Annotated in this window: 11 protein-coding genes; 5 read left to right on the top strand and 6 right to left on the bottom strand. The window is 68.0% G+C overall.

Features of this window, described 5'->3' with window-relative positions; all coding sequences use genetic code 11:
• Positions 1 to 104 precede the first annotated feature (104 nt).
• From DND132_RS14660 to greA, 3 genes are all read right to left on the bottom strand, one after another.
• The gene (locus DND132_RS14660; RefSeq protein ID WP_014323535.1) at positions 105 to 749 is read right to left on the bottom strand and encodes an RluA family pseudouridine synthase; all 645 of its coding nucleotides are present in this window, start codon (positions 747 to 749) and stop codon (positions 105 to 107) included.
• A complete protein-coding gene (locus DND132_RS14655; RefSeq protein ID WP_014323534.1) occupies positions 746 to 1522 on the bottom strand; it encodes a hypothetical protein in 777 nt (258 codons plus the stop codon). The genes DND132_RS14660 and DND132_RS14655 overlap by 4 nt, the downstream gene beginning before the upstream one ends.
• A gap of 63 nt (positions 1523 to 1585) precedes the next feature.
• Complete coding sequence (gene greA, locus DND132_RS14650; RefSeq protein WP_014323533.1) at positions 1586 to 2080, bottom strand: transcription elongation factor GreA; 495 nt, start codon at positions 2078 to 2080, stop codon at positions 1586 to 1588.
• Between the two features lie 384 nt (positions 2081 to 2464).
• Here greA and DND132_RS14645 point away from each other — a divergent pair, with 384 nt between their 5' ends.
• The 5 genes from DND132_RS14645 to DND132_RS14625 all read left to right on the top strand — a co-directional run bounded on the left by DND132_RS14645 (position 2465) and on the right by DND132_RS14625 (position 8601).
• Positions 2465 to 3640 (top strand): BMP family lipoprotein, encoded by a 1176-nt coding sequence (locus DND132_RS14645; RefSeq protein ID WP_014323532.1) that lies wholly within the window; start codon positions 2465 to 2467, stop codon positions 3638 to 3640.
• A gap of 2 nt (positions 3641 to 3642) precedes the next feature.
• Positions 3643 to 5121, top strand: a complete 1479-nt coding sequence (locus DND132_RS14640; RefSeq protein WP_014323531.1) for an ATP-binding cassette domain-containing protein — start codon at positions 3643 to 3645, stop codon at positions 5119 to 5121.
• On the top strand, positions 5118 to 6161 hold the full coding sequence (locus DND132_RS14635) for an ABC transporter permease (protein ID WP_014323530.1): 1044 nt from the start codon (positions 5118 to 5120) through the stop codon (positions 6159 to 6161). The genes DND132_RS14640 and DND132_RS14635 overlap by 4 nt, the downstream gene beginning before the upstream one ends.
• Positions 6162 to 6309: 148 nt before the next feature.
• A complete protein-coding gene (locus tag DND132_RS14630; protein ID WP_014323529.1) occupies positions 6310 to 7293 on the top strand; it encodes an ABC transporter permease in 984 nt (327 codons plus the stop codon).
• Between the two features lie 105 nt (positions 7294 to 7398).
• A complete protein-coding gene (locus DND132_RS14625; RefSeq protein ID WP_014323528.1) occupies positions 7399 to 8601 on the top strand; it encodes a hybrid sensor histidine kinase/response regulator in 1203 nt (400 codons plus the stop codon).
• Here DND132_RS14625 and DND132_RS14620 read toward each other — a convergent pair.
• Genes DND132_RS14620 through DND132_RS17815 form a run of 3 tightly spaced genes read right to left on the bottom strand, consistent with a single transcriptional unit; the run spans position 8598 to position 14860 of the window.
• Positions 8598 to 10547, bottom strand: coding sequence for a cache domain-containing protein (locus DND132_RS14620; protein ID WP_014323527.1), 1950 nt, complete (start codon positions 10545 to 10547; stop codon positions 8598 to 8600). The two genes, DND132_RS14625 and DND132_RS14620, sit on opposite strands and share 4 nt — an antisense overlap.
• Positions 10548 to 10550: 3 nt before the next feature.
• A complete protein-coding gene (gene torT / locus DND132_RS14615; protein ID WP_014323526.1) occupies positions 10551 to 11714 on the bottom strand; it encodes a TMAO reductase system periplasmic protein TorT in 1164 nt (387 codons plus the stop codon).
• Complete coding sequence (locus tag DND132_RS17815) at positions 11711 to 14860, bottom strand: PAS domain-containing hybrid sensor histidine kinase/response regulator (protein ID WP_014323525.1); 3150 nt, start codon at positions 14858 to 14860, stop codon at positions 11711 to 11713. Before DND132_RS17815 ends, torT begins: the two co-directional genes overlap by 4 nt.
• Positions 14861 to 15054: the final 194 nt, after the last annotated feature.

The raw sequence follows: 15054 nt of genomic DNA, 5'->3' as shown, positions 1-15054 counted from the left end.
ACCTGGGACACTTCGAGGGGCGCGACGGGCCCGGCGATCCGGTCCGGAGAAAAAGCACAAAAATGGTATTCCGCGCGCTCCGACCTGATACCGGCGGACGCGGCTCAGAACGGGGGCGCGGAGACGAATTCCAGGGGCGCGCGGGTCACGGGGTGGCGGAAGCGCAGCAGCGAGGCGTGAAGCTTGAGCTGGCCCGGTCCGGTGCCGGTGCCGTAAAGGCGGTCGCCGACGATGGGCAGTCCGAGCCCCTTTTCATGGGCCGAGTGCAGGCGCAGCTGGTGGGTCCGGCCGGTGTGCGGCATGAACTCCACGCGGGTGCGGCCGTCCTCCACGGACAATTTGCGCCAGCGGGTCACGCCGCGCTTGCCGTTCACCGGGTCGTAGACCTGGTACGGGCGGTTGTCCGGGTCCAGGCGGAACTTCAGCTCGATGATCCCGCCCTGTCCTTCCACCACGCCGTCGATGAGGGCCACGTACCGCTTGCCCACCAGCCGGTCCATGAACTGGCCGGACAGGTCGCGGTGGGCCTCGGCGCTCAATGCCAGGACGAGCAGGCCCGAGGTGTCCTGGTCCAGGCGGTGGACCGAGGGCTGATCGATGCAGCCGGGGTGGCGGGCCTTGACCCGGGCGACCACGCAGTCCTGGTTGGCCTCGCCCTTGCCCGGCACGGACAGCAGGCCGGACGGCTTGTCCACGACCACGACGACCGCGTCCTCGTAGACGATCCTCAGGTCGTCGGCCGGGGTCATGCGCCCTCCAGGCCGCAGAGCATGAAACCCAGAATGCGGCCGCACTTGTCCAGGCAGGACGGATAGAACCGGCCGTGCTCCTTCGAGCCCGAGCGGTTGGTCCGGCCGAAGTAGAACTCGGCCAGGCCGAGCGGGGTCAGCCCGTGGGTGGCGACCCAGCCCAGGAGCTTGGGCGCGCAACAGTCGCCCGTGCCCGTGGGCGGGTTGCCCGCCGGGTGCACGGCCAGGGGCAGGGGCACGGTCTCGCCCCGGAAATTGGGCAGCCGGTACATGGCGTGAATCTCTTGCATCAGGGCGGCGGACGCCTGTCTGCGCCGGTAGATCAGCAGGTCGCGCGCGGGCGACCCGTGGGGCATCCCGGCGATCTCCCTCCCCATGGCCTTGATGCGCTGTTCGGCCTCGAAGGTGTCGGCCCGGAAGCGGGCCGTGTCCAGGAGCGGCGGGGCCCAGCCGTCCACGTCCCAGACCGAGTTGTACTGGCCGGAGAAGGCCTTGAGCACGACGGTCGCGCCCGAGCGGTCGCGGGCCGCGAGCACGCCGAACATCTGGCCGCCCGCCTCGCCGAACAAGTAGTCCGTGGAGAACCTGGGGTCGGGCTCGGCCGCCTCGAAATCGATGCGCTTCTCGCGGGTCAGCCGCTCGAACAGGTCGAGGGCGGGCGCGCGGGCCGGGCCCACGGGCAGAACGTGCTCCCGGCCGCAGCGGGCGCACCCGCCCCGGCAGGCGGCGGAGGGGTCGAACTCCCCGGTAAGGCGGACGGGTGTGGGCTGCATGATGAAAACGCCCCGTCGCCGGGAGACGACGGGGCGGGGTTGTGCGATGAACGCGGACGAACGCTACTTGAAGCCCAGTCCGGCGACGCCGAGGAACTGGACGGAGACGATCTCGTACTCGATGCGGCCGCGCGGGGCGTCCACGATGACCTCGTCGCCCTCTTCCTTGCCCAGGATCGCCTGGCCCATGGGGGAGAGCACGGAGATGGAGCCCTTCTTGTGGTCCGCGTCGTCCGGGCCGAGCAGGGTGAAGGTGCGCCGCTCCTCGGTGTCGATGTCCTCGACCTCCACGGTGGCGCCGAATATGGCCCGTTCACCGGACAGGGCGTCCAGGTCGAGCACGTCGAACAACGGCATGTGCGAGTTGATGTAGGAGATGCGCGCTTCGAGCATGCCCTGGCGCTCGCGGGCGGCGTCGTAACCGGCGTTCTCGGAGAGGTCGCCTTCCGCGCGCGCCTCGGCGATGGCCTGGATGATGGCCGGACGCTGGGCCTTGAGGTCCTCAAGTTCCTGGGAGATCTTTTCAAATCCCTGTTTCGAAATGGGAATGCGATCCATGTTCAAAAACCTCACTAAAAAATGAATTCACAGTCGGACAGTAAAAAAAGATACAGGCCGCGCATCCATGAAAAGCTGCGCGGCTGCATATTCGTCAATCCAGCTGACGGGTCATTAGATAGAACATCCGAAGGCCGAGGTCAAGTATTCCGCGTCGTGCCGACGGGCCGGGCCCTCCGGCGGCCGGCGCATCGACTTGCGGACCGGTCAACAAGCGGTTGACACGACCCCGGCTTCTAATCCAAGAATAGACTTTTGCGGGAGCGTCGGCTACACCGTTCCCGCCGTTTTTTTTGCGGGCCCCATCCGGGGCCGCGCCACCGAAACAGCCCGCAGCACACCGCCGCGCACCGTCACGGGCGGGCACCGAATCTGGAGGAGAGGATGAAACGTATCACCATGTTGCCCGCCCTGGTCCTGAGCGCGCTCCTGCTCATGTCCGGACTGGCTTTCGCCAAGGATTTCACCATCGGCCTGATCCTGGTCGGCCCCTACAACGACAAGGGCTACAGCCAGGCCCAGTATGAGGGCGGCAAGTACGTCGAGGCCCACATGGACGGCGCCAAGCTGATCTACCTCGACAAGGTCAACCCGGCCGACCGGCCCGGACTGACCATCCCGCAGGTGGCCGACGACCTGATCGAAAAGGGCGCCGACCTGATCATCGCCGGTTCCGACGACATGAAGGACGGCATCCTCGAAGCCGCCGCCCAGCACCCCGACAAGATTTTCGTGCACGTGTCCGGCGACGCCGCCTGGACCGGCAAGGCCCCGGCCAACCTGGGCAACCTGTTCGGCAAGATGATCTACTCCAAGATGCTCGCCGGATTCACCGCAGCCATGACCACCCAGACCGGCAAGATCGGCGTGGTCGGCCCGCTGATCAACGAGGAGACCCGCCGCCTCATGTCCGCCGCCTACCTGGGCGCGCGCTACGCCTGGACCGAGGTGCGCGGCAAGGACGCCAAGGACCTGACCTTCAACGTCAAGTGGATCGGCTTCTGGTTCAACATCCCCGGCGTGACCGCCGACCCCACCCAGGTGGCCGGTTCCCTGTATGACGCCGGTTACGACGTGGTCATCTCCGGCATCGACACCCCGGACAACGTGGTCGTGGCCAAGCAGCGCGCCGACGCGGGCAAGAAGGTCTGGGCCCTGCCCTACGACTACGAGAAGGCCTGCGAGGGCCAGGGCGACATCTGCCTGGGCGTGCCCTACTTCAACTGGGGCCCCGGCTTCCTGAAGCTGGCCAAGACCGTGGCCGCCGGGACCTACAAGCCCGCCTTCGAGTGGGACGCCCCCTACTGGGCCGACTACAACAACCCGGACGAGTCCCCGGTGGGCTTCATGCCCGGCCCCGGCGTGACCCCCGAGGTCAAGGCCGCCCTGGACGCGTTCATCGCCAAGCTCGGCTCCGGCGAAGTGGACCTGTTCACCGGTCCCCTCAACTACCAGGACGGCACCCCGTTCCTGAAGGCCGGGGAAAAGGCCACCGACAAGCAGATCTGGTACATGCAGCAGCTGCTTGAGGGCATGGAAGGACTGTCCTCCCCCGAATAGGGATGATCGTCTTACACGACATACATAAGCACTACGGCCGGGTTCGGGCCAACGACGGCATCAGCCTGACCCTCGAACCCGGCCGCATCTATGCCCTGGTCGGCGAGAACGGCGCGGGCAAGTCCACGCTCATGCGCGTGCTCGCCGGACACACCCGGCCCACGTCCGGGGAGCTTACCATCGGCGGCGAGACCCTGACCCACCTGACCCCGGCCCTGGCCCGGGAAAAGGGCGTGGGCATGCTCTACCAGGACCCGCTGGACTTCCCGGCCATGCCCGTGTGGGAGAACTTCCAGCTGGGCGCCCCCAGACGCAGCAAAAAGGAGGTCGTGGACGTCATCGGCGAGCTGTCCTTCCGCCTGGACGCCTGCTTCCTGCCCGACGAGCCGGTCTCCAGCCTGACCGTGGGCGAACGCCAGCTCCTCGAACTCCTGCGCCTGCTCGACCTCGGGGCCACTACCCTGATCCTGGACGAGCCGACCACCGGCATCACCCCGGAGCAGAAGCAGGACCTCTTCGACCTGCTCATGAAGCTGGCCCGCGAAGAGGGCCACACCATCGTGCTCGTGACCCACAAGCTGTCCGAGGCCTTCGAGATGGCCGACTCCATCTTCATCATGCGCCAGGGGCGGCTGGTCGGGACCCTGACCCCGCCCTACGACGAGCACGAGCTGGTCCACCTCATGTTCGGCGAGGCCGCCGACGGCGAGGTGGAGCCCCTGCCCGAACTGCCCCCGGCCACGGACACGCCCCGCCTGGCCATGCACGACGTGCTCTTCGCCGGGCCCAAGTACTCCATGGGTGGACTGAATTTCACGGCCCGGCCGGGCGAGTGCATCGGCCTGGCCGGACTCGACGGCTCGGGCCAGGAACTCTTCCTGCGCGGCCTGTGCGGCCTGGACCGCATGCCCGGCGGCGGCTTCGACCTGGACGGGACCCGCTTCGCGGCCAACGACTTCAGGGCCCTGCGCCGGGCCGGGGTGCAGTTCGTACCCGCCGACCGCCTGGGCCTGGCCCTGTTCCCGGACCTGAACCTCATGGAGCACATCACCCTGGCCTTCCCCGACCGGGACGGCGACCTGACCGAATTCTACCGCTCCCAGTGCGTGGACAAGTTCAATCTCCAGGCCCACCCGGACACCCGCGCCGTGGAGCTGTCCGGCGGCAACCAGCAGCGGCTGCTCCTGTCGCTCATCCCGGACCGGACCCGGCTCCTGCTCATGGAGCACCCCACGCGCGGCCTGGACGCGGGCTCGGCCCGGCAGGTCTGGAACCACCTCAAGCGGCGCTGCGCGGACGGGGCCACCCTGATCTTCTTCTCCCCGGACCTCGAGGAGGTCCTGGAGCACAGCCACCGGGTCATCGTCTTCTACGACCGGGCCCTGGCCGCCGTGGTCGAGGGCGCGGACATCTCCATGGAGGTGGTCGGCGCGCTCATGGCCGGCAAGCGATACGACGAACTCAAGGAGGAACGGGCGTGAACCGCGATTCCCTCCTGACCCAGATGGGCTGGCTCGCCCTGGCCCTGGTCCTGGCCCTGGTCCTGACCGTGATCGTGGCCCTGCCCGCCGGGGCTCCGCCGTTCAAGACCATCTACGTGCTCTTCCAGGGCGGCCTGAGCTCCTGGTCCAAGGTCGGCCGCGTGCTCGCGGGCTGGGTGCCCCTGACCCTGTGCTCCGTGGGGCTGCTCATCCCGTTCACGGCCCGGCTGTGGAACATCGGCGTGGAGGGCCAGGTCATCATGGGGGCCATCTTCTGCACCGCGGCCCTGCGCCCCTTCGGCGACGGCGGCGGCGCGGGGGTCATCCTCCTGGCCCTGGCCGCGTCCATCCTGGGCGGCGCCTTCTGGGCCCTGCTCTCCGGGCTGCTGCGTGTCTTCGGCCGGGTGCACGAGATCTTTTCCGGCCTGGGGCTCAACTTCGTGGCCATGGGCGTGATCCTGTGGCTCATCTTCGGCCCGTGGAAGCGGCCCGGCGTGGCCTCCATGTCCGGGACCGAGCCCCTGGACGTCTCCCTGTGGCTGCCCCGGCTCGGCACCCTGTCCGTCAGCTGGGTGGGGCTGGTCCTGGCGCTCGCCGCCATCCTGCTGGTCTACATCCTGCTCCACCGCACCAAATGGGGGCTCAAGATGCGCGCCGTGGGCGAGAACCCCAAGGCCGCCACCCTGTTCGCCCTGGGCCCGCGCCGCCGCCTGCTCCAGGCCTTCATGCTCTGCGGCGGCCTGGCCGGACTGGCCGGGGCCACCCAGGTCCTGAGCGTCTACCACCGCCTGCTGCCGAACATCTCCTCCGGCTACGGCTACACCGCCCTGCTGGTGGGCATGATGGCCTCCTTCCGCCTGCCGCTCGTGCCGTTCATCTGCCTGTTCTTCGCCATCCTCAACGTGGGCTCCATCCAGCTGCCCCTGCAACTCAACCTGGACTCCTCCCTGTCCGGCGTGATCCAGGGCATCATGGTCCTGTCGCTGTTCATCGTGCAGGGGCTGCGGTTGTGGCTGAAGCAACGCAAGGAGGCGGATTGATGCCGCATCCATCCTTTATCGCGTCCATTTTCAATGCGGCGTCACGGCGGCCGGAACGGGCCGATGCGCGGCCGATGGCGGCGGAGCAGGCCGGAAACCGCGTTTTTCAGCACGGCGAGCTTGAGGGCGCGGCCCGGAGGAGAAGCTGATGGACACCTTCGCCCTGACCATCGCCGCCATCCTCATGGCCGGAGCGCCCCTGGTGCTGGCCACCCTGGGCGAGACCCTGACCGAGAAGGCGGGCATCATCAACCTGTCCCTGGACGGCTCCATCCTGCTGTCCGCCATGGCCGCCTTCGCCTGCTCGGCCACCTTCGACTCCCCGTGGCTCGGCATGGTCGCGGGCGCGGCCGTGGGCGCGGCCATCGCGGGCGTGCTCGGCGTCATCGGCATCTATCTGGGCCAGTCCCAGCTGGCCGTGGGCTTCATCCTGACCCTGCTCTCCCGCGACCTGGCCTACTTCCTGGGCCACAACTTCTCGCGCCAGCCCGGACCGGACCTCGGCCTGTGGACCATCCCCGGCCTGGGCGACGCGCCCTTCGTGGGGCTGATCTTCGGCTCCCAGTCCCCGGTGGTCTACCTGAGCCTGGCGGCCGTCGCCTTCTGCTGGTGGTGGATGTACCGCACCGAGGGCGGCATGCGCCTGCGCGCCGTGGGCGAATCCCCGCGCGCGGCCTTCGGGCGCGGCATCCGGGTCCGCCTGGTGCGGCTGTATTACTGCCTGGCGGGCGGAGCCCTGGTGGGCTTGGCCGGAGGCGCCTACTCCCTGGCCGTAAAGCCGGGCTGGGGGCGGCCCCAGGGGTGCGAGGGCGCGGGCTGGATCGCCCTGGCCATCGTCATCTTCGGCGGCTGGCACCCGGTGCGGGCCGCGCTCGGCGCGTTCTTCTTCGCCGCCCTGCAGGTGTCCGGCATCTATCTGCAGGAAATCTTCCCGTCCATCCCGGCCCCGGTCTTCCAGGTGGCCCCCTTCCCCATGATGATCCTGACCCTGCTGGCCGTGAACATGGGCCGCATGGGCTGGGTCCAGGACATCGTCCGGCGCCACCCCTTCCTCAAGGCCCTGTCCAGAGGCTGGTCCATCGAGGCCCCGGCCGCGCTCGGCCAGGACTTCGACCCCAGGAAGGGGCTGTGATCACTGCGGCTCCCTCCGGATTACCTTGCGGAGTCCCTTGCTCCTGAATCCGAAATGCGGTAATTCTAGCATAATGGTCCCTGAATCCATGGAGCCGCAATAAAGATGAGCGAACGCGCCACCGTCCTGGTTGTGGACGACAACCGCCTGAACATCGACCTCCTGGTGGATGTGCTCAAGGATGACTACAAACTGCTGGTGGCCCTCAACGGGGTTTCGGCCCTGGAGGTCATCCGCCACACGCTCCCGGACATCATCCTCCTGGACATCATGATGCCCGAGATGGACGGCTACGAGGTCTGCCGCAGGCTCAAGAGCGACGAGCGCACCAGCCCGGTCCCGGTCATCTTCATCACGGCCAAGTCCCAGACCGAGGACGAGGCCAAGGGGCTGGCCCTGGGGGCCGTGGACTACATCACCAAGCCGGTCAACCCGGCCATCGTCCAGGCCCGCATCCGGACCCACCTGGCCCTGTACAACCAAAACCGCGACCTTGAGGAAAAGGTCCGCAAGCGGACCCTCGAACTCGAGAAAAGCAAGGCCCTGGCCGACGAGGCCAGCCGGGCCAAGTCGGCCTTCCTGGCCAACATCAGCCACGAGCTGCGCACCCCGCTGAACCACATCATGGGGCTGTCCAGCCTGCTCCTGGAGCTGGACACCAATCCCGAGCGGCTGGAGCTCCTCCGCCCGCTGCACGACGGGGCCGCCCAGCTGGCCGGGCTCTTCGACCAGCTCCTGGACCTGACCATGCTCGAGTCCGACGCCGTGCTCATCGAGTACAAGCTCTTCGACTTTCCCAAGGTCCTGGCCCGGCTGGCCGCCGTGTTCCACGCCTATGCCGTGAAAAAGAACGTGGACTTCGACTTCGTGGCCCACAGCGACCTGCCCGACACCCTCTACGGCGCGCCGCTGGAGGCCACCCAGGCCCTGCACAACATCCTGCTCAACGCCTTCCGCTACACCGAAAAGGGCAAGGTCACCCTGCACGTGCGCATCGACCCCGAGCACTTCGCCGGGGCGGACAGCGACCGGGTCATGATCCGCTTCGAGGTCTCGGACACGGGCGTGGGCATTCCGGCCGACCGGATGGAGACCATCTTCCACAGCTTCGAGATCGGGGAAAAGGTCATGACCAAGCGGCTGTCGGGACCCGGCGTGGGCTTGACCATCTCCAAGTACCTGATCGAAAAGCTGCACGGGAAGATATGGGTGGAAAGCGCGCTCGGCAAGGGCAGCACCTTCTTCGTGGCCCTGCCCTTCGCCCTGACCCCCGAGGCCGCCGAGGAGCCCGCACCCGGACCGGCCTAGAGCTCGCGCTCCCCGAAAGGGATGGTGAAGCGGAAACAGCTCCCCTCCCCGACCACGGAATCCACCTCCAGCCGACTGCCGTAGTGGGCCACTATCCGTCGGCAGATGGACAGCCCGAGCCCGGTGCCCAGGACCTGGGTGGAGCGGTTGTTCTCGTCCCGCCCCTGGTAGAAGAGGTCGAAGATCTTCTCCCGCTCGTCCTCGGAGATGCCCCGGCCCGTGTCGCGGACCGAAAAGGTCGCGCCCGCCCCGGTCCTCACCGCGGACAGGGTCACGCTGCCCGCCTCGGTGTTCTTGAAGGCGTTGCTGAGCAGGTTGATGAGCACCTGGTGGACCCTGTCCGCGTCGGCCAGGATGCCCATGGGTTCGGTCAGGGGCTCGACCACCAGCCGCACGCCGGGCCGGTCCTCGGCCAGGGAGGCCGAGGCCTCGCCCGCCCGTTGCAGGACCAGGTCCACGGACAGGATGTTCTCGCGCCACTCCATGCGCCCGGCCTCGATCTTGCTCAGGTCCAGGAGGTCGTTGACCAGTCGGCCCAGCCGGTCCGCCTCCACGCGGACGACGGCCAAGTTCTTCTCGAAGGTGCGCGCCTGGCGGCCCACCGGGTCCAGGGGGCCGAGCACGGGCAGGAAGCGGGTCCTAAAATTCTTCTCCATGAGGTGCAGGAAGCCGATGATGGAGGTCAGCGGCGTGCGCAGCTCGTGGGAGGCCGAGGCCAAGAACATGGTCTTGGTCCGGTCCATGGCGATGAGCTCCCTTTCGGTCTCCCGGCGGTGGGCGATCTCGTTTTCCAGGTCGTTGCTGTAGGCGGTCAGCCGCTCCATGAAGGCGTTGAAATAGCCCGCCATGAGGCCGAGCTCGTCGCGGGAGTGCTGCTCCATGCGCACGGAGAAGTCGCCGTCGGCGGCCCTGGAAAAGCTCTCCTGAAGGGTCGCGATGGGCCGGGTGATCAGGGCGCCGATGCCGAAGGAGACCGGGATCATGAGCAGCACGGCCACGGCCAGGGCCGTGAGCATGACGTAGCCGATGGTGTCGAGGGGCTTCTGGAAGTCCTCGTAGTAGCTGGACGAGGCCACCACCCAGCCCAGTTCCGGGATGTCCTTGAAATAGACCACCTTCTTCTTCAGCGCGGTCTCACCCGGGTTGCGCCACATGTAGTCGAAGTGCCCGTTGCGCTCGGCCACGATGCGCTCGGCCGTGGTCCGCAGCCCCGGCGAGTCATAGTCGTTGTAGTGCACCCCGAGCAGGTAGGGGTGCAGGAGCAGGTACCCGCTGTAGTCGAGGACGAAGGGATAGCCCGACTCGCCCGAGCGGAGCTCGAAGAAGCGCTGGCGGAAGTCCTCCATGTTGACCAGCTGGCCGAACTCCTCGCGGTAGGCCGAGGCCGAGATGATCCAGTCCCACGGCTCGAAATAGGTCATGTACACGGCCTTGGGCCGCGTCTCGGCCTCCAGGGGCTCCTTCCACTCGTAGGTCATGTATCCCTGCCTGCGCCGGATCTGCTCGCGCACGAAGGCCATGCCGGACATGTCCACGCCCACCAGACTGCGCTTGTGGTGCACGACCATGATGCCCTGGCTGTCCAGGCAGTAGACCCGGCCGGTGCGGCCGATGGTCATGCTCAGGAAGGCCCGCCTGGCCCGGTCCTTGGCCTCGGCCTCGGTCAGCCGCCCCCGCCGGACCTGGCGGTGCAGGCTCCGGGCCTCGTCCAGGCACTTCTCGGCCACGGCCCGCATGTAGTTGCGGATGGACACGTCCACCGAGGAACGGACCAGGGTCCGCAGCGCCTCGGTGGTCCGGTCCAGCTCGGTTTCGATGTTCCGGCGCAGCATGTCCCGGACCTGGGCGTGGATGATCCCCCCGGCCACCAGGAAGATGACCAGGAACGCACCGGCGTAGGCCACGTAGAGCTTGGTCCGTATGCGCGAGTCGGCCGGGCGGAGCATGGTCTATTCCCCCGGCTCCAGGTGGAAGACCGGCAGGTAGTCGCGCGGCCCGAACAGCCCCTTGAAAAGATGGTCCCCGATGTTGTCCACGGTGATCATGGGGATGAACGGCCCGGAGCGGAAGGGGAAATCCCGGCCCGGCACCTCGCCGTTGAAGATGCGGGCCATCATGTCCACGGCCATGCGCCCCTGGTAGACGTTCAGGTCGGCGGCCGCGGCCAGGACCTCGCCCGACCGGATGCGCCGGTACAGGGAGGGCATGATGTAGGACGAGACCACCGAGACCCTGTCGGCCAGCCCCAGCTCCCGGAGGATATCCGGCGCGGCCTCGGCGGCCACGGCGTTGCCGACCACGTAGTCGACATCCGGGTGCGCGGCCAGGACCCGGCGCAAAAGCCCGGCCTGCTCCTCGCGCCCGGTGTCGCCCCAGGCCACGTCCGCCAGGTCCACGCTGCCCGGATAGGAGTCCATGGCCTCCATGAACCCGGCCAGGGTCTCCGGGGCCCAGCCCGCGTTGCGCGGACCGGGGAAAAAGACGATGCGCACGGTGTCGAGCCCGGCCCTCTCGGCGTGCCCGGCCACGTATTCGCCCACCAGGCCGCCGACCTCGTGGTAGGAGACCAGGGCCTTGGCGGACACGGCCGGGGCCAGGACGTCGGTGATCATCTCCACCACCGGCACGCCCGCCTCGCGCAGTTCGGCAATGACCTGGTCATTGCCCGCGTAGTCCACGGCCGCCAGGATGACGCCGTCCACCCCGTCCCGAAGGTGGCCGCGCAGGTGGTCCGCCTGGACGTCCCCCCCGCCGTAGCCCCCGGCCATGGTCATGTCCACGCCCAGGCCCAGCCGCCGGGCCTCTTCGATGACCCCGTAGTTCACGGCGACCCAGTACGGGTCCTTGAGGTGGGGCACACACACGCCCACGGTGTACCGGCCCGAAGGGGGCCTGGGCGGGGTCCACTCCTCGAGCCTGGGGCGGTCCAGGCTGACCGCGGCGCGGCCCGGCTGCTTGCCGCCCGGATCGTAGATGCCGTACCAGCTCTTGACCTGGATGGGCCACCAGGGGACGTCGTCCGCGCCCGGGGCCGGGACGGCCGCCAGGCACAGGGCCAGCGCCAGCGCGCCCGCCGCGAGCACGGCGGCCCTCCGGGGTATCCGCCGGGTCATGGGGCGGACTCCGGGCAGACCTCGGCCAGGGCCTGTTCCAGCTTCTCCATCTCGATGGGCTTGACCACGTAGCCGTCCATGCCCGCCTTGAGGAACTTCTCGCGGTCCCCGACCATGGCGTAGGCGGTCACGGCCACGATGGGGATGTCGGTTAGGTCCGCGCCGACCCGTCCGGCCCGGATGGCGCGGGCGGTCTCCACTCCGTCCATGACCGGCATCTGGATGTCCATGAGGATCACGTCGAAGGAGGCGGTCCGCAGGGTTTCCAGGACCTCTGCGCCATTCTCCACGGCGACCACGGTGTGCCCGCCCTTTTCCAGGAGGCGCTTCATGACCAGGCTGTTGACCCGCTCGTCCTCGGCCAGGAGGATGGACAGGGGTCTGAGCGCGCCCCCGGCGCGCGGCCGGGTCCGGTCCGCGGTGGGAGCCTCGTCGTCCCCGGCCCCGAAGGGCAGGGCCACGTACAGGGTGGTGCCCGCCCCCTCCTCGCTCTCGATGGACATGGTCCCCCCCATGAGCCGGACCAGATTCCGGCAGATGGACAACCCCAGCCCGGCCCCCTGGTGCCGCCGGGTGTACCCCTCGCTGACCTGGGTGAAGGCGTCGAACAGGGTATCGACCTTCTCGTCCGGGATGCCCTCCCCGGTGTCGGCCACGGAAAAAAGGATGCGGTAGCCCTTCGACGGCCCGTCCGGCAGCCGGTGCGCGGCCATGACGATGGAGCCCGTGGCCGTGAACTTGAAGGCGTTGCCCAGGAGGTTGGTCAGGACCTGTTGCAGCCGGATGGCGTCCCCGATCACGCGGCGCGGGACGTTCTCGCCCAGTTCGCAGATCAGGGTCACCCCGGACTGGGCCGAGGTCAGCTTGAACAGGTCGCAGACCTGCCGACAGGTCTCCACCAGATCGAAGGGGACCGCGCGAACCACCAGCTTTCCCGCCTCCACCCTCGACAGGTCCAGGATGTCGGTCAGCAGGTTCATCAGCCGCCGTGAGGATTGCAGGGCGGCCCCGCTGTATTCGGCCTGCTCCCGGCTCAGGCCGGTGGAATGCAGGAGCTGGAGCATGCCCATGATCCCGTTGAGCGGGGTCCGTATCTCGTGGCTCATGTTGGTCAGAAATTCCGTCTTGGAGCGGCTGAAGGCCTCGGCCTGCTCCTTGGCCCGGCGCAGGGCGTCCTGGTCCCGCTTGCGCTCGCTGAAGTCCTCCAGGGTGGCGATGACCTCGGTGGGCGACTGGCCCGGATTGACCGGGTTGAACTGGACGTGCAGGAAGGTTTCCCGCCGCCCGGTCTCCGAGCTGTAGTAGTCCTCGTAGGCGGAGGGGCTGCCCGCGATGGCCGTGGCCAGGGCCCGGCGCATGTCCGGGTTGCTCGCGCGCAGCATGGGGAAGCCGATGAGCGCCTCCCGGCTCGAACCCATCATCTCCACGAAGCGATCGTTGCAGTCCAGGATGCGCCCGTCCCGGCTGAAGCGGATCATGCCGAGCGGGGAGTTCTCGAAGATGACCCGGTGACGGCGTTCGCTGTCCTTGAGCTCGTCCTCGGCCCGCTTGCGCTCGGTGATGTCCCGAAACTCCACCACCCGGACCACGCGGCCCTTGTAGGGGATGCTCTTGGCCGCGATCTGGAGGGGATAGCACGTCCCGTCCCTGCGCAACCCCACGGTCTCGTAGGGCCGCTCGAACCGGGCGCGGATCTTTTCCCGGACGTCGTCGCGCGCGGACGGGGCCAACAGGTCGAGCGCCTCCATGCCGCTCAGCTCCTCCTGGGTATAGCCGGTGATGTCCGAAAGGCCCTGGTTGCAGTCGAGCAGGACGCCCTGGTCGTGGAGAAATATGCCGCCGAAGGAGGCGTTGTGCAGGACCTTGAAGCGCAGTTCGCTCTCCTTGAGCTCGTCCGCGATGCGCTTGCGCTCGGTGATGTCGCGGGCCACGCCGAGCACGCCGATGAGCTTGCCGTCGTCGTCGAAGAGCGGCGTCTTGATCGTCTCCAGGTACTCCACGTGGCCGTCGTCCCGGTAGGTGACCTGTTCCTCGTTGATGCACGGCCTGCCCGAGTTCATGGCCCGCAGGTCGTGACCGCGAAAAAAGTCCGCCAGGTCGGCGTCCACGAAGTCGTAGTCCGTGCGCCCGACGATCTCCGCCTCGCTGGCCCCGTACAACCGCTCGAAGCGGTGGTTGCAGAACAGGAAGACCCCTTCCTCGTCCTTGACCCAGACCAGCTCCGGCATGGTCTCCATCAGGGTGCGCAGGTGTGCCATGTTGACCTTGAGCGCGCTGTTGGCCAGGTCGGCGGCCATCTTGGCCCGGCGCAGCTCCTCTTCGGCGGTCTTGCGGGCATGGACGTCCTGGATGGTTCCGACCATGCGCGCCGGGGCCTTGCCGTCGTCGGACTCGGCCGTCTTGCCCCGGACCAGGACCCACCTCCAGATCCCGTCGCGGTCCAGGATGCGCAGCTCGCGGTCGAAGGCCCCCCGGCGCTCCACCGCCCCCCACAGGGCCTCCTCGAATCCGGGCCTGTCCGATGGATGGACCAGCCCCAACCAACCGTCGTGGGTGCCCGGCACGGCGTCCGACCCATAGCCCAGCAGGGCGGCCAGCTGCGGGCTGACGAAGACCTCGCTGGTGTCGCAGTCGAGATCCCAGACCGCGTCCTTGGCCGCGTCCAGGGCGAGCTTGAGCTGTTCCTCGCTAGCCTCGACGGCCTCCCTGGCCTCCTCCCGGGCGGACAGGTCGATGCCCAGGCTGGTCACGTTGGCCACGCCGCCCTCCGGGGCCGAGATGAGGACGTTGAACCAGGACACGTTCCGCCGACGCCCGTCGCGGGTGACGATCTCGTTGGTGTGGCAGGAATGCGGTCCCACGTCCCGGCGGGCCATGGTCGCCAGAAAGACCTCGCGGATGCCCTCGCGCACGTCCTCGGGCAGGAAGAGCTCGAACCAACTCTTGCCCCGTATTTCCTCGAAGGTCCACCCGGTCATGTCCAGGAGGTGCCGGTTGGCGAAGACCACCCGTCCCTCCGAATCCAGGCTGAGGACGATGTGGGGCATGTATTCGAGGACGCCGCGCCAGCGCCGTTCCGAATCCGCCAAGCGGTGTTCGAGTTCCTCGATGCGCCGTATGCACTGATCAAGATTCGTGAATTCCACCATTCCTCCAGGGGCTCCGGGGCTGAGGGGGGCGAAATGAGGCCGCCGCACTATCGCCATAGCATGAAACGGGGAGGGGCGGAATACGATTAGAATCGGCCTCCGGTGGCCCGTTACCGGACGCCGCGAAATCTGCTATGCTCGGCCGAACGGACGAAAAAACGATATCCACCTCCAGCCCCCGACGCCCAGGA

Source organism: Pseudodesulfovibrio mercurii, from assembly GCF_000189295.2.
Lineage (GTDB): Bacteria > Desulfobacterota > Desulfovibrionia > Desulfovibrionales > Desulfovibrionaceae > Pseudodesulfovibrio > Pseudodesulfovibrio mercurii.
This window is presented reverse-complemented; position numbering and strand designations above follow the sequence as displayed.